This is a genomic window from Flavobacterium sp. GQ95 (assembly GCF_059758655.1).
In genome coordinates this window covers 128,637-150,273 of the sequence record NZ_JCAXEB010000009.1, presented here as the reverse complement: position 1 = coordinate 150,273, position 21,637 = coordinate 128,637, and the positions used below count along the sequence as shown (strand labels likewise).

Here is a 21,637-nt window from a genome sequence, read left to right as displayed (position 1 = left end):
TTTTAACTAATCAACCTATTTAAATTTTTGCTGCTTCTTCATTTATTTTATTTACAGTCTGGTCATTGTTTACTCCTAAACCTTCCTGTTGGTATATTAATTCCCCTTTTGGATTAAAAACACTAATGATATTTGAATGTGAAAATTCCATTGGAGATATTTGTTTGTAATTAACAGCCAGAATAGCTGCAAATTCGCGCGTATTATCTTCTGTCGATCTTAAGAAAAGCCAGGGTTCTTTGTCCATTTTGTTGGTTATGGCAAATGATTTAAGTTTCTGTGGAGTATCAGTAACAGGATCAATACTTACAAGAATAAGTTTTACATTTTTTTTAGTTTTTTTATCCAGTTTTGCTTCAATATTTCTCATATCGGCTACAAGTCGGGGACAGGCGGCTTTACAGGAAGTATAAATCATGACCATTACGACAACATTTCCATTAAGGCTTTTAAGTTCAATGTTTTTTCCATCCTGTGTTGTCCATTCAGAAGGTAAATTATAAATAGACAATTCGCTAATTTCTTTGTTTTTAGGAACTGTAAAACTCGCTTCTTTTGATTTTTCTTTACAACCTTGCAAAGAAAAAAGAAGTATAAAAATTGCAATTATTATTTTTTTCATTCAATAAATTTTAAAATTAAAGCTTCGTTGTATTGGCACATCGAAAACCAAGATTGCGTGTCGAATATTGTGCTTTAAGACTTCCTCTGAAAGCATATCGCATAAAAGCAGCATAATCCATTAAATCAGTTGCATTTACTGATGAAGCGCCGCAAAAAAGGTTTTTATCAGCACTTTTGTCTTTTCGGGATTCTCCAGATAAAAAGATACTGTTGAAATCAGCTGTCCATTCCCATACTAATCCATGCATATCATAAACACCCCAATAATTTTTAAATGTTTGTCCAACCGGATTCTCGTATGTTTTTGATTTTTCGTACCATAATAGGATATAATTGTTAAATTCTCTTTTGGTTCTGGCATCTGTTTTTTTGTCATCTGCCATTGCAACATATTCCCATTCATCCATTGTTGGTAAACGTTTGCCTAGGCATTCACAATACCTTTTTGCTGCAAACCATGAAATACTTGTTATAGGAGCTTTTGGATTTGCATTTCCAAAATCAAAATCATTTTTCCAATACGTGAGATAACTTTTGTCTGCAAACAGTTCTTTTATCTTAGATCTACTGAATTCAGGATGCTTTTTAAGGAAATTTAAATATTCGTTATTCGTTACCGGAAAGACATCTATAAAAAAGGATTTTACAAGTACAGGTTTTTTAGATGTCGCCCCGTAAAGAGGGACAAAAGAGCCCTCTTGTATCGGAACCATTTTATTTTCCTGCGCGTTTAAAAATGAGGCATAGGCCAGAAAAAAAAGAAATATATAAATGCTTTTTTGCATAATTGGATCGTGTTAGCGCAATATTTTTACCATTTCCGGAGTAATTTCTGTTTTATTATTTCCCCAACTGCTATAGATGTAAGTAAGTACATTTGCTATTTCATCATCCGATAAATTTTGAGCGGGCATAACGCTGTTGAATTTTTTGCCGTTTACTGTAACTTCTCCAGTTAAACCATGCAAGATTGTTTTAATGGTTCGTTTTGAATCGGCATTTAAAAAGTCCGATTTTGCCAGGGGAGGGAACGTATTCGGAATCCCTTGTCCTTCAGATTGATGACAAGCGAAACAAGTTGTTCCAAAAATCTGTTTTCCAATAGTTATTTTTTCTACTAAAGTTCTTTTAGGAGCTGCAGTTTTTACGGTTGTACTTTCTGGCATTTTTTGGATAGTTCCTCCTTCAGGTAAATAAATTCCTTCCTGAATAGTTCCTGAATAGATGTTTTTATTTTCATTGCCTTCAACTTTAAGAATCCCTAAAGCTCCTTTATTAAAAGCTCTAAAAATAGAGTGGTCAACCATAATAAAATTTCCGGGAGTTTCGACTTTAAAATCAACAATAGCCGAACCGCCCGCAGGGATTAAAGTTGTTTGCACATTTTTATTTATAAGTGCTCCGCCTTCTACATGCACATGATCAAAAATTTCACCAATGACATGGAAAGATGAAACTAAATTTGGTCCTCCATTACCTACAAATAACCTTACGGTTTCACCTACTTTTGCAGTTAGTTCATTTCCGTTAGTCATTGAACCAACTTTTCCGTTAAAAACAACATAATCAGGTGTTTCTTTAATTGCTTTATTCATGTCAAAGGCCTGAAGACCTTTCGCACCATATTCACCCTGGGTATAAAAATCACCTTGCATTACGTAATATTCCTTGTCAACTTTAGGTAATCCGCCTTCTGGTTCAACTAAAATTAAGCCGTACATTCCGTTAGCAATGTGCATTCCCACGGGTGCGGTTGCACAATGGTAAACATACAGTCCTGGATTTATAACTTTAAAACTGAATACTTTTTCATGTCCTGGTGCTACTAATGAAGATGTTGCACCTCCGCCCGGACCAGTGACTGCATGCAAATCAATGTTATGTGGTAGTTTATTGTCCGGATGATTTTTTAAATGAAATTCAACTTCATCTCCTACACGGGTTCTAATAAAACTTCCTGGAACGGAGCCACCAAATGTCCAATAGGTATATTTTACACCATCGGCCATCGTGCCTTCCTGTTCCTTAATTTCCATATTGACTTTTAATTTCATGGCAGCTCTGTCACCAATTGGTTTTGGTACCATGGGCGGTGTAGTAAGTTCTGCCTGCATTTCTCCCTCTGCTACAATTTTAGTATAATCTTGTGATTGCTCACTTTCTTTGCAAGAGTATAATATCATTGACATACAAACGGCATAAAATAATACTTTCAGTCTAATCGGGATTTGTAACTTCTTTTTCATAATAGATTGGTTTTATTTTAGTTTTAAATCTAAAGTAAATTTAAAAGACTAAATTGTCCTTTATTATGATAAAAGTCATATATTACTTATAATTTATAGAGATAATTCTGAGAGTCAATTTTTAGAGTTTTATTTTTAAAGAAAATTAGTACAATAAAATAAAATTTTCACACAATAGTTTATTAAAGAGCGATTTTGAATTCGAATCATTTTTAAATAATTATGATTCCACAGAATAAATATTTATTTTTGCTCGCTGATAAATTAAAATTATTACTTCAAATATATTATGGTAAAAGATTTATTCGAGAGAATCCAGAACAATAAAGGCCCTTTAGGAAAATGGGCGTCACAAGCAGAAGGTTATTTTGTATTTCCTAAATTAGAAGGAGAATTAGGTCCAAGAATGCAGTTTGGTGGAAAAGATATTTTAAACTGGAGTATAAATGATTATTTAGGTTTAGCAAATCATCCTGAAGTTCGTCAGGCCGATATTGATGCTGCAACTCAATTTGGAGCGGCTTACCCAATGGGTGCCCGAATGATGTCTGGCCATACCAAATACCACGAACAATTAGAAAATGAATTGGCTGATTTCGTAATGAAACCTGCAGCTTATTTGTTGAACTTTGGTTATCAGGGAATGGTATCTATAATTGATGCATTAGTTACTAAAAATGATATTATTGTTTATGATGTAGATTCTCATGCCTGTATTATTGACGGAGTTCGTTTGCATATGGGTAAACGTTTTACTTACAAGCACAATGATCTGGAAAGTATTGAGAAAAACTTACAGCGTGCTACAAAAATGGCAGAAGAAACCGGTGGAGGTATTTTATTGATTACTGAAGGGGTATTTGGAATGCGTGGTCAACAAGGAAAGTTGAAGGAGATTGTGGCCATGAAAGAAAAGTACAATTTCCGTTTGTTAGTTGATGATGCACACGGTTTTGGTACTCTTGGTAAAACAGGAGCGGGAGCAGGTGAAGAACAAGGCGTACAGCAAGATATTGATGTTTACTTCTCTACTTTTGCAAAATCTATGGCCAATATTGGTGCTTTTGTTGCTGCAGATCAGGATATTATTGATTATTTAAAATATAATTTACGTTCTCAAATGTTTGCAAAAGCATTGCCAATGATTCAAACCATTGGTTCTTTGAAACGTTTAGAATTATTGCGTAACCATCCGGAATTAAAAGATAAGCTTTGGGAAAATGTAAATGCATTGCAAAATGGTTTACGCTCAAGAAATTTTAATATCGGAGATACTAATACTTGTGTTACACCAGTTTATTTAGAAGGAAGTGTTCCGGAAGCGATGGTTATGGTAAACGATTTAAGAGAGAACTACGGTATCTTTTTATCAATTGTAATTTATCCGGTTATTCCTAAAGGAATTATTTTATTGAGAATGATTCCGACAACTTCACATACTTTAGAGGATATTGATGAGACATTAATAGCTTTTGAAGCAATTCGTGAGAAATTAGAAAACGGAACTTATAAAGAAATTGCAGGCAGAACTAAGGTTGATTTAGATGCCTAATATTTTGTAAATAGATTTCTTTATATGGGAATTATATAAAAGAATCCATTCGTTATACGAATGGATTTTTTTTATTTGAGGTAACTTTATAATTCAAAATCAGTAAAAAAAATAAGAATTATGAAAAAATTATCAGCATTAACAATCATTATTTTAGGTATTTTTATTTCTTGTAAAAAAGAAACAACATTACCGCCTCCCCAAATAGAACCCAATGCTCCAAAAGAAGCAGAGATTTTGGAGCCAGCTGGAGATCAATGTTATACATCAAGTCTTAATGGTAGTATTGTAGCCTTAAGTTTTAATGTGAATTCACATCAGGAAGTAAACGGAAAATTAAGTTATAATATAACTGGAAAAGATAAAAATGAAGGTACTATAATTGGTAATATGAAAGGTGATACACTAATTGCAGATTACACCTTTATGTCTGAAGGAGTTTCTTCTGTAAGAGAGGTAGCTTTTTTGCAGAAAGACGGAACTTTTATTGAAGGATATGGAGATGTAGTCGACGCTAATAACAAAGTAAGTTTTAAAGATAAAAAGAAATTAAAATTTGATGCGAAAAATACGTTGATCAAATCTGATTGCCCACAATAAAGAAATAAAAAAATTGTAATAAAAAAATCCATTCCGAACATATCGGAATGGATTTTTTTATTGAAAACTAATACATATATAGAAAAAATCTTAAAGATCTTTTCTATATGTTTTTCTCTGACAGTGAATTTTTGGATCAAAGTTCTTCCAAAGTAAATGAATTGCTGTATTTTCCGCTAACTCGGGAGTTCTGATACAATTTTGAATTCCTTTTTCTGAAAAAGTTTTAAAATATTCATCAAAGATAATAGCTGTTACACCTTTATTTTGATAATCAGGATGAACTCCAATTAAGTAGAAGACAACATCTTTACTCTTTTTTCTGGCCTGTAATAAATGCCAAAAACCAAACGGAAATAATTTACCTTTTGCTTTTTGTAATGCTTCAGAAAAGCTTGGCATTACAATACTGAAGGCTATCAAATTATCTTCTTTATCAACAACAAATTTTATGTATTCCGGATTTATGAAACTGATGTATTTTTTTTTAAAATATTCCTTTTGAACATCTGAAATCGCTACAAATGAAGCTAATTTTGCATACGATTCATTAAACAAATCAAACATTTTATCCACATGTGGCATAATGTCTTTTGTTTTGGTAAAAGTCAAAGCCCGTAAGCCATATCGTTTTTTTATCAATTCCTGAGCTTTAAGGAAAAACTCTGGTTTTACATTTGAAAACGGGAAAATACTTTCTATGTATTCTTTCTCTACCTGAAAGCCTAGTTGTTCAAAATGGGTTACATAATACGGATTGTTATACCAGGTAATCATGGTTCCCATTTGATCATAACCTTCAGTAAGAACTCCTACTTTATCTAAATTAGAAAATCCCATTGGACCTTCAGTATGTTCCAGATTATGTTTTCTTCCTAATTCATATACTTTTTCCAGCAAAGCTTTTGTTACCTCAATGTCATCAATAACATCAAACCAGCCAAAACGCACTTTTCTTTTATGTTGATTATTAACTTCAGACCAATTTATGATTGCCGTAATACGACCAACTATTTCATTGTTTTTATAAGCCAGATAAAAGTAAGCTTCGGCATGGTCAAAAGCCGGGTTTTTCGTTTTATCAAAAGACTCTAATTCATCAGCAATAATAGGCGGCACCCAATACGGATTGTCTTTGTATAACGAAAACGGGAATTTGATATATTCTGTTAGTTCTTTTTTGGTTTTGGCTTCTTTAATTGTAATCATTAAAAGTCTTAATTGTTTTGTCTCTTTGTCAGAGAAGTTCAGTTATTAATTATTCGTATTTAGCTTTACGCTTTCTTTCTTTTTCCTGATAATCTATATTTTCTTCAGCATCTTTATTTTTAGACTTCCTGTCTTTCTTAAAAGTCATTTCTTGCTTTTCTTTATACCAACCATCATAACGCCATGAAAATCCAACTCCTCCATATAATACAGATGGTGTATTTTTAAAATTGGTACTTATAGAAGCATCAATTTGCATGTTTGAGTTAAGTAAGTAGGCAGCGCCGCCACGAACAATAGCATCACTGTAAAAGTCGCTTTTATATCCCTGATTTTCAATAAAACCGGACCATTTATCATTAAATCCATGCGTTAAAGTTAATACATATCCATAACTTGGATAATCTGTTGTGATATAATCAGCAATAAAGTTCGTTACAAAAACCCATTTTCCACCTCCAAAAAGATTTTGGGTAATTAATATTACTTTAGGAGAAATGCTCGATTCAGGAGAAAATGAATAAGGATTATCTGCGCCAACAAAATTTGCACCAGCAAATAAAGAAACTGCAGGTATTAATTGATGCCAATTAAAGGAATGATTTGCTTTGTAGCTGTAAATATTGGCTGTTTTTTCATAGTTTTTAAAAGGATCATAAATTAAATATTTTGCCCCTAAAACGGTTTGTCTAAAGTTATTTTTTTTATAACTGGTGTAGGGAGTATCAAAGTTTTCCATTTGATATTGCAGGTCAAGAACAAATTCCAGTTTTTCTGTGAATGCGCCATATCTAATCGTTAAATCGGTTCCAAAACCACTTGCATCATAATCTAATAAATCGTGTTTTTCCTTAATTCCATAAACACCAATTTCACCTTGTATGATTGATTTTCCAACCGCATAGGCAGACATGGTTTCACCAGGACGATTTGAATTAATAACATCCGTGAATTGGGCAAAGAAAAGTTGTGGTAATAAAAAAAGAGCTGTAATAAATAAGTTTTTAATTTTTAACATAAATGTATTTTTGGATTAAAAAGTTATAACGCATTTCAAATGTACTATATTTTATTATTTATTTAAGATTGATATTTTAATTTTAAACAACGGATTTATTAATTTTGGCAAAAATTATACGATTATGCAAGAAGCATCTTTTACAAATTTGTTTAAAACGATAATGTGGATCATTGCGTTTTATTATATTTTCAAATTTTTAGCCAGAATCTTTTTGCCAGTATTGGTGAAAAAAGCGGTTGAAAAAGCAGGTGAAAATTTTCAGAGACAACAACAATATAGCCAGGATAACTCATGGCAAAAAACGCGTACTAATAATGATGAGATAATCATCAACACGGCTAATGCAAAAAATCCTCGCGAAACCAAAAAGGTGGGTGATTATGTTGATTACGAAGAAATAGATTAAGTTTGTGTCCTGATTAATAGGATTCATCATTTAACCCAAACCAACCTAAATTGAAAATAGTAAATAAGTTCTATCCGCACGCCCTTGTTATATTGGGCTTTATTCTCGTTTCGTTAGTTTATTTTTATCCAGTTTTACAAGGAAAACAAATTTTCCAATCGGATATTGCGCAATATACCGGAATGGCAAAAGAGCAAAACGACTTTAGAGCTGCTGAACATGCTGAACCTTATTGGACAAATTCTGCTTTTGGTGGAATGCCAACTTATCAGTTAGGAGCTAATTATCCAAATGATTTTGTGGGTAAACTTGATGATGTTTTACGTTTTTTACCTCGTCCTGCTGATTATCTATTTCTATACTTCTTAGGCTTTTATGGTTTATTATTGGTTTTAAAAACGGATCCATTAAAAGCATTTATCGGCGCGATTGCGTTCGGTTTTTCTACTTATTTAATTATTATTCTGGGAGTTGGTCATAATGCAAAAGCACATGCTATTGCTTACATGCCGCTAGTTATTGCCGGTTTTATACTGGTTTTTCAGAAAAAATATATTTGGGGAGGTTTACTCACCATGTTTGCGGTTGCGCTGGAAGTAAACGCAAACCACTTTCAAATGACCTATTATCTTTTGATTTTCCTGCTGATTCTTTCAGGTTATTTTGCTTTTCAATTTATTAAGGAAAAAGAATATAAAGGACTTTTAAAAGCAGTCGGAGTTTTGGCAGTCGCAGGAATTTTTGCAATTGGTGCCAATGCCGGAAACTTATTGGCAACCAGCGAATATGCAAAGTTTAGTATTCGTGAAAAAAGTGAATTGACTTTTAATCCCGACGGATCTAAAAATGAAACAACTGCTGCAATGACAACAGACTATATTACAGAATATAGTTATGGTATTGCGGAAAGTTTAAATTTAATTGCTCCACGAATTTTTGGAGGTTCCAGTCATGAAAATGTGGGTACAGACAGCCGTATGTACTCGTTTATGATCGAGCAGGGAGTTCCTTCAGATCAGGCACAGGATTTTGTTTCGGGAATGCCTACTTATTGGGGTGATCAGCCAATTGTTTCTGCACCAGCCTACATAGGAGTTGTAGTTTTCTTTTTGGCAGTTCTGGCACTATTCATTGATGAAAGAAAAATAAAATATGTATTTCTTGCAGGGGCTTTATTTACGCTGATGCTTTCTTGGGGAAAAAATTTCTCATTACTGACTAACTTTTTTATCGAATACGTTCCGATGTATGATAAATTTAGAGCAGTATCTTCTATTCAGGTTATATTAGAATTATGTATTCCTGTACTTGCCGTAATGGGATTACAATCCTTTTTTAAGGCTAAGGACGAACCAAAACTTCAGCAAAAAGCATTAATTCAAACAGGAGTTTTTGGTCTTGGCGTTTTATTAATCTTAGTTTTGGCTAAAGGAATGTTCCATTTTACAGGAATGAGTGACAATGCTTACTTGCAAAGTTATGGTCCAGCATTTGTTGATGCTTTAAAAGAAGACAGAATGAGTTTGTACTCAGCAGATTTATTACGTTCAGGATTTTTTATTGTGATTACTTTTGGAATTTTATGGTTGTTTATCAAGAATAAATTAGCGCAGAATACAACGTTGATTATTGTAGGTATCTTAATGATTTTCGATTTATTTTTTGTTGATAAAAGATATGTTTCTGCTAAAGATTTTGTAAGTCCGGTACAAATTGCCGCTCCTTTTCAGGAAACTCCAATTGACACTAAGATTTTAGAAGATAAATCAATCTATCGTGTTTTTGATGTACAGGGACAGTTACAGGGAAGATCTTCTTATTTTCATAAGACTATCGGTGGTTATAGTGCTGTACGTCCAAGAAGAATGCAGCAATTAATGGATTATCAAATTCAAAAAGGAAATATTGAAGTGCTTAATATGTTAAATGTTAAGTACGTAATTCAAACAGATAAAGAAGGAAATGAAGTTCCGGTAGCAAATCCTGAAGCAAACGGAAATGCCTGGTTCGTTGATTCAGTAAGATTGGTGAATAAACCGGACGATGTTATGAAAGCTTTGAATAACATTGATACTAAAAAAGTTGCAGTTTTTAATGTTCATGATTACGAAGGTAAATTCACAAATGCCCGATTGAAAAAACAATGGGATACAACCGGAACTATTAAGGTTGTAGAATACAAACCAAACTATATTAAGTATCAATCTGATAATGCAAAAGATGGTTTAGCGGTTTTCTCTGAAATGTATTATAAAAATGGATGGAATGCGTACGTTGACGGTAAATTGACCGACCACTTTCCTGTAGATTACGTTTTAAGGGCTATGGAAGTTCCTGGTGGAAAACACACTATAGAATTCAAATTTGAACCTCAGGTTGTGAAAACGGGAGGTACAATTACATTAGCAAGTTCAATTGGAATGTTATTGCTTTTGATTGGCGGTATTTATTTTGAAAAATTCTTCCGCAAAGATTCAAAAAGAAATCACGGAGATACTCAAAATAAATTTTAAATAATCTTTGCTAAACTTTGCGAGTCTCTCTGTGAAACCGATTCAATATAATGGAACCAAAAAAACTCTTAATCATTACGTATTATTTTCCACCCGCTGGAGGCCCGGGCGTACAACGTTGGTTGAAGTTTGTAAAATATTTACCTGAATTTAATGTTCAGCCTATTGTTTATGTTCCTGAAAACCCAACTTATCCAATAATCGACGAAGGTTTGGTTCGTGAAATATCTGATAAAGCAGTTGTTCTTAAGAATAAAATCTGGGAACCTTATCAACTGGCCTCTGTTTTTTCAAAAAAGAAAACCAGGAAAATTAGTTCAGGAATTTTTCCACATCAAAAAAAACAAACTTTTTTAGATAAAACCTTTCTTTGGGTTCGTGGTAATCTTTTTATTCCGGATGCTCGTGTATTTTGGGTAAAACCTTCTGTTTCGTATCTTGAAAAATATATTAGAGAAAACAATATCGATACCATTGTAACTTCAGGTCCACCGCACAGTTTACATTTAATTGGGTTAGAATTAAAAGAAAAACTAAACGTAAAATGGTTTGCTGATTTTCGTGACCCATGGACAACAATTGGATATCACAAAGCATTGCGTTTGTCATCATACGCAGCTAAAAAACATAAAGGTTTAGAGCATAAAGTTCTGAATAGTGCTGATACAATTATTGTAACCAGTAAAACTACTAAAACTGAATTTCAGGCTATTACTAATAAGCCAATATCGGTGATTACAAATGGTTATGATATTGAGAATGTCGAAAAACAAATTTTAGATTCTAAATTTACTTTGGCACATATAGGATCATTTTTATCTGATAGAAATCCTCAGTTTCTTTGGGAGTGTCTGGTCGACTTACTTCATGAGATACCTGATTTTAAATCGCATTTAGAAATTAAATTAATAGGCGCTGTTAGTCAGGAAGTGTTGGATTCAATTCAGGAATTCAACCTGAAACCCTATTTAAATCTTCTGGGATACATTTCGCATCACGAAGCAATAGCGCATCAAAAAAAGTCACAGGTTCTACTTTTAATCGAAATTAATTCTGAAGATACTAAAAGTATTATTCCGGGTAAATTGTTTGAATATATGGTGTCAAATCGCCCTATAATTGCTATTGGTCCACAAGGTTCTGATTTTGCCGATATTATAAAAGAAACCAATACAGGAGTATTTTTTGATTATACTGAAAAAGCGAAATTAAAAAGTGTAATTTTGGACTTTTATAATCAGTTTTTGGAAGGGAAATTACAAGCTAATGGTGTTGGTTTACAGCAATATTCGAGAAAAAACCTTACCAAACAATTGGTACAATTGATTAATGAATCATAAGATTACAATAATCTAAAAATCTAAAATCTAAATTCAGCAATCAAAACATGGGTATTGTTTTAAATCAGTCTTTCAAAAATACAATTATTACTTATATCGGCTTCGGTATTGGAGCCATTAATACACTTTATTTATATCCGGTTTTTTTAGGTGCAACTTATTATGCATTAACGAATTATATATTGTCAGCAGCAAATGTCATCATGCCTTTGTTTGCTATCGGAATGCAAAATACCCTGGTTAAATTTTATTCCCAATATAAAACAGAGGAAGAAAGGGAAGAGTTTTTATCGTTTACAGCCTTATTTCCTGTATTAATGTGCATTCCTTTAGGAATTATTGGAATTTTTTTCTTTGATGATATTACGGCTTTTGTTTCTAAAGAAAATCCTGTTGTGAAGGAGTTTATGCTTCTAATTCCCTTCATCGGGATTTGTATGGCTTATTTTGAGATATTTTATGCCTGGGCAAGAGTACATATGCATTCGGTTTTTGGAAATTTTATTAAAGAAGTTGGATTAAGATTATTTTCAACCGTTGCTTTGATTGGTTTGTATTTTCATTGGATAACATTAGTTCAATTCGTTTATGTAACAGCAGGAATATATTTCATAGCTTTTATAATAACTATGTTTTATGCTTTTTATGTTAAAAAGCCTAAATTTCAAATCAATATTCCTAAGAATGTAAAAGATGTAATGGAATATACATTCTTTATTATCCTTTCAGGAAGTGTTGCTAATTTGCTATTGGATGGGGACAAATTGATGTTGAATCAGTATATGAAAATCGAGAATATTGCTTATTATTCTGTAGCAACATATATTGCTTTGGTAATTTCTGTTCCGAGTCGTGCCATGCATCAGATTGTATATCCAATTACGGCAAAATTGATGCACGAAAACAAACATGATGAATTGAATTTATTATACAAAAAAACGTCTATCAATCTTCAAATGGTTGGCGGATTTGTAATGTTATGCATTTTTGTCAATATTAGTCAATTGTATGAATTAGTTCCCAAAGAATATAGCGGAGGGATTGCGGTTGTATTTATGATCGGTTTGTCTAAATATTTTGATTTGATTTTAGGAAATAATAATGCTATCATCTTTAATACCAAATATTATCGAATGGTATTGTATTTAGGACTATTATTAGTGTTTTTGACCATAGTTTTAAATATGATTTTTATTCCGATTTTTGGAATATTTGGTTCTGCATTTGCTACATTATTGTCTATTACATTATATAGCATAGCAAAATTGCTCTTTGTTGTTAAGAAGCTTCATCTATACCCATTTACAAAGGAAACAATCTACTCAATGTTACTTACATTTGCTTTGTTTCTTGTGTTTTACTTTTGGGAATTTCCTTTTTATCAATTAATTAGTATTGCCTTAAAATCAATTTTGGTTACGATTTTATATGTCTATCTGAATTATAAATTCAATATTTCACCAGACATTAATAAAGTAATTGATGGTCTTTTGAAAAAGGTGGGTATTAAAATTTAATACGATTTTATTGAGAAAATAGACAGTTATGCAATTTTGAAGCTATTTTGTTTTTATATTTGTTAGAAGGATAACTAATTTATTTCTAATAGAATATGAAAAAGAAATCACCTTTTTTTTTACTATTGTTTGTTGTTTCATTTTCTTCAATAGCATCTGCTCAAACAGATAGTTTAAAAACCACAACAACAACTATTTCTTCGCCGAAATTAAAAGCCTATCCGATAATTCCCTTTAAAGACACTCTTTTTTATGTTTATAATAGAGTAGGATCTTTTTCTGCTGAAAATAGAGCAAAAGCCATTACAGCAAGAATTAAATCTCTTTATGAAGACGATCTTTTTAAAGCTGATTCATTAAAAGTTGTTCCTTCCGAGATAAGCTTAGATATTGTGTATAAAGGTGACTTAATACTGATGTCTGTATTAAATGCCGATGCAGTTTCTGAAAATAAAACGGTTTCTGAAATTGTAAACCGTAATTTCAATGCAATCAAAAAAGCAATTATTTTTCAGAATGAAAACCATTCTTTATTGCCAAAACGTTTAGGATTTACAGCGTTGCTAATCTTAGTCCTTACGGTTGTTTTATTGCTTGCGTCTAAGATTTTTAATAGAATAAAAATATATTTTTCCAAAAGAAGAGAAAGATATTTTAAAGGCTTTAATTACAATAACATAAATGTTCTTACTCCTGAAAAACAGGAGTTTGCTGCAATGCGTTTTATTGGTTTGATAAAAATTATATTTTTATTTGTAATAGCGTATTCAGCACTGCCTGTACTTTTTAATATTTTTCCAGCAACACAGGTCTACACGACAACAATTTTAAAATGGACCCTGACACCTATAAAATCCGCCGTAATGGGATTTGTTGATTTTCTGCCAAATCTTTTTACTATAATTGTTATTATATTGATTTTTAGGTATTCACTCAAAATAATTAAATTTTTTGTTGATGAAATAAACAAAGAAAATATAAAAGTAGATGGTTTTTATAGTGATTGGGCAAAGCCAACATTTAATATCATTCGATTTTTGGCTTATGCATTTATGCTGGTTGTAATTTTTCCGTATTTACCGGGTTCAGATTCTCCTATCTTTAAAGGTGTTTCCGTATTTGTAGGTATTTTGTTTTCTTTAGGTTCTTCAAATGCCATTGCGAATATGGTTGCGGGTCTAGTAATTACATATATGCGTCCGTTTAAAATTGGTGATTTTATTAAAATTGGAGATGTAAGTGGAGAAGTTATCGAAAAAACAGCCTTGGTAACACGTATTAGAACTCCTAAATTTGAAGATATAACAATACCAAACGCGACAGTTTTGTCCAGTACCTCAACTAATTATTCGGCTAATACAAAACAAGCTACTAATGGCTTATTAATTCATACAACTGTCACCATTGGTTATGATGTACCGTGGAAGGACATCCATAAAGCATTAATTGATGCTGCTCTAAAAACAGATATGACAGAGAAAACACCAGAGCCTTTTGTTCTGCAAACAAGCTTAGATGATTTTTATGTCTCCTATCAAATAAATGTTTATACGAAAGAACCTACAAAACAACCCGGAATCTATTCTTCGTTGCATCAGAATATTCAGGATTCTTTTAATGCTGCCGGAATCGAAATTATGTCCCCACATTATAGCTCGTTACGTGACGGAAATACTACAACAATTCCTGATAATTATTTAAAACCGGACTATGAATCTCCTTCCTTTAATTTTAAAAATAAGGATTAAGAAATTGCTAATATATTGATATACTGATGTTAATATTTAAATTTTAACAGTTGATTGTTTTGGGATTTAATTTATAAAAATTAATTTTATGTTGAATTTTCAGCAGCAGTTCATTTTATTAGGATTTAATTTTCTTATTAAATGCAATAAAAATAGAATTATCAGGTTTTTATTGAAACTGTTTACCGACTAAAATTGTTAAAATTTAAAAGAATTATTTAGATTATTTTAAAAAGAGTATGAAAAAGAATCAACTGAGTCAGGAACAAAGCTTGCAAGTATTTTCTAATATGATATCAAATAAGGTTCATAAAGGATTTAAACTTGAAGAAAGAAATGATAAATTGCTTTTTGCGGTTCTTTCTAAAGGAGGAAAGGTTGTTAATCATGGTCTAAATTTTACCATTTTTTGCTTAACTTTAGGATTGTGGTCATTTGCCTGGTTATATCTAACCATACAGGCATCTAAAAAGAAAAAAATATTGGTTGCTATCGATGAAGATGGTTTCCCATTTGAAGAAAGATGTTTGGTTGCTTAATATTAAATCACAAAATAAAAAATCCAAATTCCAATAGAAAATCGCTATTGGAATTTGGATTTTTTTATAAAAATATATTATAAAAAGCCCCGATGTGTAGGCTTATAGCCTTAGCATCTTAGTACCTTAGAACCTTTTCTAAGAAAGTTTGTCTTTTAAATAAACTCCTGTAACAGATTCTTTCACTTTTACAATATCTTCAGGCGTTCCAACCGCTAATAAATGCCCGCCATTTTCTCCACCTTCCGGACCTAAATCAATAATCCAGTCGGCACATTTTATTAAATCGAGATTGTGTTCAATTACAATGATTGAATGTCCTTTTTCGATTAAGGCATCAAATGACTTTAATAGTTTTTTAATGTCGTGAAAATGTAAACCAGTTGTTGGTTCATCAAAAACAAATAAAGCTTTGTCTTTAGTTGCTCCCTTTACAAGAAAAGAAGCCAATTTAATACGTTGTGCTTCACCACCTGATAAAGTTGAAGAAGATTGTCCCAATTGCACATAACCTAAACCAACATCTTGTAAAGGTTGTAATTTCTGAGTGATTTTAGTCTGTTTATTTTTTTCAAAAAAAGCAATCGCATCATCAATAGTCATCGTTAGTATATCGTTGATGTTTTTGTCATCAAAATTGATTTCTAAAATTTCTTTTTTGAAACGTTTTCCTCCACAAGTTTCGCATGGTAATGAAACATCGGCCATAAAGACCATTTCGACGTTTATAGAGCCTTCTCCTTTACAAGTTTCGCATCGGCCTCCATCAACATTAAAAGAAAAATGTTTGGCCTGATAACCTCTTATTTTGGATAATTTTTCTTTAGCATATAAATCACGAATATCATCATAAGCTTTAATATAAGTTACAGGATTAGATCGTGAACTTCTTCCAATCGGATTCTGATCTACATACTCAATATGTTTTATCTGAGAGAAAGAACCTTTTATTTCGGTAAACTGACCTGCTTTTTCAGCAGCATTTTCCAGTTTTTTCTGCATAGCAGGAAATAAAATTTTCTTTATTAAGGTACTTTTTCCACTACCTGAAACTCCGGTTACAACTGTCAGAACATCTAAAGGAAATGTAACATCAATATTTTTTAAGTTGTTTTCTCTGGCTCCAACAATATCAATATGATTTTTGAATTTTCTTCTTTTTTTTGGAACAGAAATTTCTAAATCTCCATTCAGATATTTCGCCGTTAATGATTCAGATTTTAAAATTTCATCATAAGTTCCCTGAGCTACTAAATTCCCACCAAAAGTTCCTGCTTCCGGACCAATATCAATAATCATATCGGCAGCTTTCATAATATCTTCGTCATGTTCAACCACAATAACGGTATTTCCTAAATCACGAAGCGAAAGGAGAACTTTGATCAATCGCTCTGAATCTTTTGGATGTAAACCAATACTTGGTTCATCCAAAATATACATCGATCCAACCAGGCTACTCCCAAGTGAAGTTGCTAAATTAATACGCTGTGATTCTCCTCCTGAAAGTGTTGAAGAGTTTCTGTTTAGCGTAAGATAATCCAAACCAACTTCGGTCAAAAACGATAAACGATTGTTGATTTCTACCATCAAACGTTTTGCAATTTGCTGTTCGTATTTGTTCAATTCAAGATCTTTGAAAAACGTAACCAAATGTTTAATTGGAAGATCGACTAAATCTGAAACTGTTTTTCCGCCAATTTTTACATATGAAGCTTCTTCGCGTAAACGTTTTCCGCGACAAGCATGGCATTTTGTTTTTCCGCGGTAGCGAGATAACATTACACGGTTTTGAATCTTATAATTTTTTTCCTCTAATTCTCTGAAGAAATCATTTAATCCTTGAAAGTACTGATTCCCTTTCCAAATCAAATCTTTTTGACCCTCTGTTAATTGGAAATAGGGTTTATGAATAGGAAAATCAAATTTGTAAGCATGTTTCACCAATTCGTCTTTATACCAGCTCATACTTTCGCCTCGCCACGGATAAATGGCGCTTTCAAAAACGGATAAAGAGGTATTAGGAACCACCAAATCTGCATCAATACCAATTATATTTCCATAACCTTCACAAACGGGACACGCGCCATAAGGATTGTTGAAACTGAATAAATGTACATTTGGCTCTAAGAAAGTAATTCCGTCCAATTCAAAATTATTCGAATAGGTAAATTTTTTATCTGAATTTAATTCCTGTAAATAGCAAATTCCTTTTCCTTCAAAAAAAGCAGTTTGTACGGCATCAGCTAAACGATTATAGAATTCTTCTTCCTCCTTGACAACAATTCTGTCAATAATCAGCAGAATATCTTTATTATCTAATTTATGAAGCTCCGTTGGTGTAAATTCATCCAAACGCACCATTTCATTATCAACCAAAATACGCGCAAAACCTTGCTGCAAAAGTACTTTTAGTTTGTCTTCAAGTTGTCTTCCTTCTTCTAAATGAATAGGAGCAAGTAAAAGCCATTTGCTGTCTAATTCTAATGTTTTTACATCACCAACAACATCGGTAACGGTGTTTTTTTTGACTTCCTGTCCGGAAATAGGAGAGTAGGTACGACCAATTCTGGCAAATAAAAGTTTGATGTAATCGTAGATTTCAGTCGAAGTTCCAACAGTCGAACGCGCATTGGTTGTATTGACTTTTTGTTCGATCGCAATCGCAGGCGCAATACCTTTGATATACTCCACTTTTGGTTTGTCTAAACGACCAAGGAATTGACGTGCATATGATGATAAACTTTCAACATAGCGACGTTGTCCTTCGGCATACAAAGTATCAAATGCCAAGCTTGATTTCCCTGATCCTGAAAGACCTGTGATTACAACAAGTTTATTTCGGGGAATAGCGACATCTACATTTTTTAAATTATGTACCTGCGCTCCTTTAATTATAATATTATGTTTTGGGTCGAGTTTTGAAAGATCAATTTGCATAAAAAAAGTCAATTTTTACAAAAGTAATCAATTTTGAATTGAGTTTTGTTAATGAGATTGTTCCAAATCTTAACAGATTTCGATGCTTGATTTATGATATTCGGACGATAACTAAAACATTAAGAAGACAAATCACCAGAAATTGCTATTACCATAGCCCACGGTTTCAGCCGTGGGAGTGCAATGTATTACCAGAATATATTATCACAATCCATTTCCCACGGTTGAAACAGTGGGCTATGTTGGAATAGCAGGGAACCAAATTTATTATACTAAATCTTATTCATTAAAAAGTTGCATTTTTATTACAAAATAAGCTATTTTAGAACTGCTTTAATACTATTTTAATATTCTGACCAAATTTTGAAAACAAAATTATCTGTACTATTTCTTTTGATGAGTTTTTTCCTGTTCTCGCAGGAGTTTCCGCCAATCGTAAAATATTCTTCTTCTGTTTATGGCGCCGGAAATCAAAGTTGGATGATTTCACAGGACGATCAGAACTATTTATATTTTGCCAATAATGATGGGCTTTTAGAATATAACGGAACAACCTGGCAATTGTATAAAGCTCCAGATGAAACCATTATTCGTTCTGTAAAAGTAATTGGGAACAAAATTTATACAGGTTCTTATATGAGTTTTGGTTTCTGGACAAGGCAAACTAATGGCAAACTAAAATATACTTCGCTTAGCGACTCAATCAAAAATAAAATATTAGACGATGAGCAGTTTTGGAATATTCTGAAATACGATCAATGGATTTTGTTTCAATCTTTAAACCGAATTTATATTTACGATACTAAAAGCGGTAAGTTCAAAATCATTGCGCCTAAAAATGGTGTTATAAAATCGTTTGCTCCAAAAAATGCTATTTATTTTCAAACCATAAAAGAAGGGCTATTTGAAATTGAAAGCGGAAAAGCCAAATTAGTTTCAGATCATCCAATTCTGAAAAAATTTACGATTGTCAATGTTTTTACAACAGATGACGGTTTGCTGATTCAAACGCAATTGGATGGTATTTATAAATTAGTTGGAAACTCTCTAGTCCGATTTGCAACAGATGTTGATGTCGAATTAAAGTCAAGTTTCGTCTATAGCAGCCAACTTCTTCAGGATGGAAGTTTTGCTTTGGGAACAGTTTCTAACGGAATCTTTATTTTATCGGATAAAGGAAAATTAAAATACCATATTACTCAAAGTAAAGGTTTGAGTAATAATACGGCCTTATCGCTTTTTGAAGATAAAGATCAGAATTTATGGGCCGGATTGGATAACGGGATCAATTGTATTAACATTAATTCGCCAGTGCATAGTTTTACAGATGATTCGGGAGTTTTGGGAACCGTTTACGCATCGGCAAATTTTAATGGAAAATTGTATGTTGGAACAAATCAGGGATTGTTTTGTAAACCTAACCAAAATAATGGAGAGTTTAAATTTATAAATGGTACAAAAGGGCAGGTTTGGTCACTTTTTGTATATGATAATACCCTTTTTTGCGGACATGATTCAGGGACCTTTATTGTCATAAATGATTCAGCGAGAAATATATTCCCGGCTTCAGGAACCTGGAAGTTCGAACCTGTTCCGAATACTAAAAATCAATTGCTCCAGGGAAATTATTACGGAATCTCGGTTCTCGAAAAAATAAACAATCAATGGGTTTTTAAAAATAAAATTCAGGGTTTTGATTACTCTTCGAGATATTTTGAAATCACGAGCAATTTGGATGTTTATGTAAGCCACGAATACAAAGGGATTTTCAGGCTGAAACTAGATAAATCTTTATTAAAAACAGATGGGTTTTATACGTATAAATCTCCTCAAAAAGGAAAAAATGCAAGTCTGACCAAATTCAATAATCAGATTTATTATGCTTATAAAGGTGGAATTTTTAAATTAAATTCAAAAACAAAATTATTCGAAAAAGACAATTTGCTGAGTTCTATCTTCGAAAAAGATGAATATACTTCAGGTAAATTAATAGTCGATAATTCGAATAAAATCTGGTTATTTTCTAAAAATTATATTCACTATTTCTCATCAAGTAAACTAAGTAATCAGTTAAAGCAAAATGTTATTCCGATTCCGTCTTCTTTAACCAATTCCATGCTCGGGTATGAGAATATTACCCAAATTTCAAAATCGACTTATTTAATTGGTACAACCGACGGTTATTACACCTTAAATATCGATGATTTAAGTTTTAAAAACTACACTGTTTTCATTACTGATGTTGCAATTAACAAGCAAAACGAAACGCTGAATAATGTTGAAATTCAAAATGAAGGAAGTTTTCATTCGAATGAAAATAACATCACTTTAAATTATACTGTTCCGGAATATAACAAATACATCAATTCAGAATATCAATATTTATTAGAAGGATTTCAGAATGACTGGAGCGAATGGAGCACCAAAGCCACTGTCAATTTTAAAAATTTATCTCCCGGGAAATATACCTTTAAAGTAAGAGCCAGATACGCAAATACAATTTTGCAAAATACGGCTACGTATACATTTGTAGTTTTAAAGCCCTGGTATTTGACCAATTTGGCCTTCTTTATTTATTTTTTACTAATGCTAATAGTGGCTTATTTTATCAATAAGGCTTACAGAAATTATTATCATAAGCAAAAAGAGAAATTAATTGAAGAGAATAATCTTTTGCTTGAAATAAAAGAATTAGAAAATGAGCGCCAATTAATGAAACTAAGAAACGAACAGCTTTCTCAGGACGTTGATACAAAAAATCGTGAATTGGCAGTTTCAACCATGAGCTTGAATAGCAAAAATGAATTATTGGCTTTTATAAAAGAAGACTTAAAGAAAACGAGTCAGAATGATAGTAATAATATCAAATCTGTAATTAGTACTATTAATAAAAATATTACGGAAGAAGATTCGTGGAATGTCTTTAAAGAAGCATTTGACAGCGCCGATAAAGATTTCTTAAAAAGAATCAAACAATTACATCCTTTACTTACTCCAAATGATTTGCGTCTTTGTGCATATTTACGATTAAATCTTTCTTCAAAAGAAATCGCTCCTTTATTTAATATTTCGGTTCGAAGTGTCGAAATAAAAAGGTATCGTTTGCGTAAAAAAATGGATTTGCAGCACGAAATTGGTTTAGTCGAATATATTCTGGCTGTATAGGAAGTCAAAAAATGTCTTTAAAAAACTATACATTACCTCAACATTAACGTTTTGTTGTGCTTTTGTAGTGTTTTTGTTAAATAAATTAGCATTCGTAATTTATAGTTAAATCAAGCTATATTTTAAGATATATTGAATTAACGTGTGATTTTTTTATGATGTATGTTTTTTGTTGAGGTTAATTTTATCGTTTTCCTAATTGGATCAGATAAATTTAGAT

At 32.0% G+C, this 21,637-nt stretch carries 15 protein-coding genes; 9 read left to right on the top strand and 6 right to left on the bottom strand.

All coding sequences use genetic code 11. The annotated features are described in order from the left end of the window. Positions 1-19: 19 nt before the first annotated feature. The 3 genes from AC6CH4_RS17680 to nirK are packed head-to-tail and all read right to left on the bottom strand — an operon-like array spanning position 20 to position 2,813. A complete protein-coding gene (locus AC6CH4_RS17680) occupies positions 20-622 on the bottom strand; it encodes an SCO family protein (protein ID WP_498105264.1) in 603 nt (200 codons plus the stop codon). Between the two features lie 16 nt (positions 623-638). Next, positions 639-1,409 (bottom strand): formylglycine-generating enzyme family protein, encoded by a 771-nt coding sequence (locus AC6CH4_RS17675; protein WP_498105262.1) that lies wholly within the window; start codon positions 1,407-1,409, stop codon positions 639-641. Between the two features lie 12 nt (positions 1,410-1,421). Then, complete coding sequence (gene nirK, locus AC6CH4_RS17670; RefSeq protein WP_498105482.1) at positions 1,422-2,813, bottom strand: copper-containing nitrite reductase; 1,392 nt, start codon at positions 2,811-2,813, stop codon at positions 1,422-1,424. A gap of 346 nt (positions 2,814-3,159) precedes the next feature. Here nirK and capB point away from each other — a divergent pair, with 346 nt between their 5' ends. After that, entirely contained in the window at positions 3,160-4,422 is a 1,263-nt protein-coding gene (gene capB, locus AC6CH4_RS17665; RefSeq protein WP_498105260.1) for a cysteate-C-fatty acyltransferase, read from the top strand. Positions 4,423-4,542: 120 nt separating this feature from the next. Further along, positions 4,543-5,022 carry a hypothetical protein gene (locus AC6CH4_RS17660; RefSeq protein WP_498105258.1) on the top strand — a complete coding sequence of 160 codons (480 nt, stop codon included), beginning with the start codon at positions 4,543-4,545 and terminating at the stop codon, positions 5,020-5,022. Between the two features lie 90 nt (positions 5,023-5,112). Here the strand turns inward: AC6CH4_RS17660 and AC6CH4_RS17655 are convergent, their stop codons facing one another. Continuing rightward, positions 5,113-6,231 carry a GTP cyclohydrolase gene (locus AC6CH4_RS17655; protein ID WP_192185285.1) on the bottom strand — a complete coding sequence of 373 codons (1,119 nt, stop codon included), beginning with the start codon at positions 6,229-6,231 and terminating at the stop codon, positions 5,113-5,115. Between the two features lie 49 nt (positions 6,232-6,280). Continuing rightward, positions 6,281-7,249: a transporter gene (locus tag AC6CH4_RS17650; RefSeq protein WP_192185284.1), complete on the bottom strand. Its 969-nt coding sequence runs from the start codon at positions 7,247-7,249 to the stop codon at positions 6,281-6,283. A 124-nt stretch (positions 7,250-7,373) separates the two neighbouring features. Between AC6CH4_RS17650 and AC6CH4_RS17645 the strand changes: the two genes are divergently transcribed. From AC6CH4_RS17645 to AC6CH4_RS17620, 6 genes are all read left to right on the top strand, one after another. Beyond that, entirely contained in the window at positions 7,374-7,658 is a 285-nt protein-coding gene (locus AC6CH4_RS17645) for a DUF4834 family protein (protein WP_072971505.1), read from the top strand. Positions 7,659-7,708: 50 nt separating this feature from the next. Further along, entirely contained in the window at positions 7,709-10,171 is a 2,463-nt protein-coding gene (locus AC6CH4_RS17640; protein WP_498105256.1) for a YfhO family protein, read from the top strand. 50 nt (positions 10,172-10,221) lie between these two features. Further along, positions 10,222-11,511 (top strand): glycosyltransferase family 4 protein, encoded by a 1,290-nt coding sequence (locus AC6CH4_RS17635; RefSeq protein ID WP_498105254.1) that lies wholly within the window; start codon positions 10,222-10,224, stop codon positions 11,509-11,511. Between the two features lie 47 nt (positions 11,512-11,558). Further along, positions 11,559-13,028 (top strand): oligosaccharide flippase family protein, encoded by a 1,470-nt coding sequence (locus AC6CH4_RS17630; RefSeq protein ID WP_498105252.1) that lies wholly within the window; start codon positions 11,559-11,561, stop codon positions 13,026-13,028. Between the two features lie 95 nt (positions 13,029-13,123). Continuing rightward, positions 13,124-14,776 carry a mechanosensitive ion channel family protein gene (locus AC6CH4_RS17625; protein ID WP_498105250.1) on the top strand — a complete coding sequence of 551 codons (1,653 nt, stop codon included), beginning with the start codon at positions 13,124-13,126 and terminating at the stop codon, positions 14,774-14,776. Between the two features lie 239 nt (positions 14,777-15,015). Then, the gene (locus AC6CH4_RS17620) at positions 15,016-15,315 is read left to right on the top strand and encodes a hypothetical protein (protein WP_498105248.1); all 300 of its coding nucleotides are present in this window, start codon (positions 15,016-15,018) and stop codon (positions 15,313-15,315) included. Between the two features lie 138 nt (positions 15,316-15,453). On the opposite strand, the gene uvrA is transcribed toward AC6CH4_RS17620, so the two are convergent. Beyond that, positions 15,454-18,252, bottom strand: coding sequence for an excinuclease ABC subunit UvrA (gene uvrA, locus AC6CH4_RS17615; RefSeq protein WP_498105246.1), 2,799 nt, complete (start codon positions 18,250-18,252; stop codon positions 15,454-15,456). Positions 18,253-18,648: 396 nt separating this feature from the next. Here uvrA and AC6CH4_RS17610 point away from each other — a divergent pair, with 396 nt between their 5' ends. Beyond that, on the top strand, positions 18,649-21,417 hold the full coding sequence (locus AC6CH4_RS17610) for a triple tyrosine motif-containing protein (protein ID WP_498105480.1): 2,769 nt from the start codon (positions 18,649-18,651) through the stop codon (positions 21,415-21,417). Positions 21,418-21,637: the final 220 nt, after the last annotated feature.

Coding starts and splice junctions, on each gene's coding strand:
- AC6CH4_RS17680 (WP_498105264.1), bottom strand. CDS start 622: ATGAAAAAAATAATAATTGCAATTTTTATACTTCTTTTTTCTTTGCAA.
- AC6CH4_RS17675 (WP_498105262.1), bottom strand. CDS start 1,409: ATGCAAAAAAGCATTTATATATTTCTTTTTTTTCTGGCCTATGCCTCA.
- nirK (WP_498105482.1), bottom strand. CDS start 2,813: ATGTCAATGATATTATACTCTTGCAAAGAAAGTGAGCAATCACAAGAT.
- capB (WP_498105260.1), top strand. CDS start 3,160: ATGGTAAAAGATTTATTCGAGAGAATCCAGAACAATAAAGGCCCTTTA.
- AC6CH4_RS17660 (WP_498105258.1), top strand. CDS start 4,543: ATGAAAAAATTATCAGCATTAACAATCATTATTTTAGGTATTTTTATT.
- AC6CH4_RS17655 (WP_192185285.1), bottom strand. CDS start 6,231: ATGATTACAATTAAAGAAGCCAAAACCAAAAAAGAACTAACAGAATAT.
- AC6CH4_RS17650 (WP_192185284.1), bottom strand. CDS start 7,249: ATGTTAAAAATTAAAAACTTATTTATTACAGCTCTTTTTTTATTACCA.
- AC6CH4_RS17645 (WP_072971505.1), top strand. CDS start 7,374: ATGCAAGAAGCATCTTTTACAAATTTGTTTAAAACGATAATGTGGATC.
- AC6CH4_RS17635 (WP_498105254.1), top strand. CDS start 10,222: ATGGAACCAAAAAAACTCTTAATCATTACGTATTATTTTCCACCCGCT.
- AC6CH4_RS17630 (WP_498105252.1), top strand. CDS start 11,559: ATGGGTATTGTTTTAAATCAGTCTTTCAAAAATACAATTATTACTTAT.
- AC6CH4_RS17625 (WP_498105250.1), top strand. CDS start 13,124: ATGAAAAAGAAATCACCTTTTTTTTTACTATTGTTTGTTGTTTCATTT.
- AC6CH4_RS17620 (WP_498105248.1), top strand. CDS start 15,016: ATGAAAAAGAATCAACTGAGTCAGGAACAAAGCTTGCAAGTATTTTCT.
- uvrA (WP_498105246.1), bottom strand. CDS start 18,252: ATGCAAATTGATCTTTCAAAACTCGACCCAAAACATAATATTATAATT.
- AC6CH4_RS17610 (WP_498105480.1), top strand. CDS start 18,649: ATGAGTTTTTTCCTGTTCTCGCAGGAGTTTCCGCCAATCGTAAAATAT.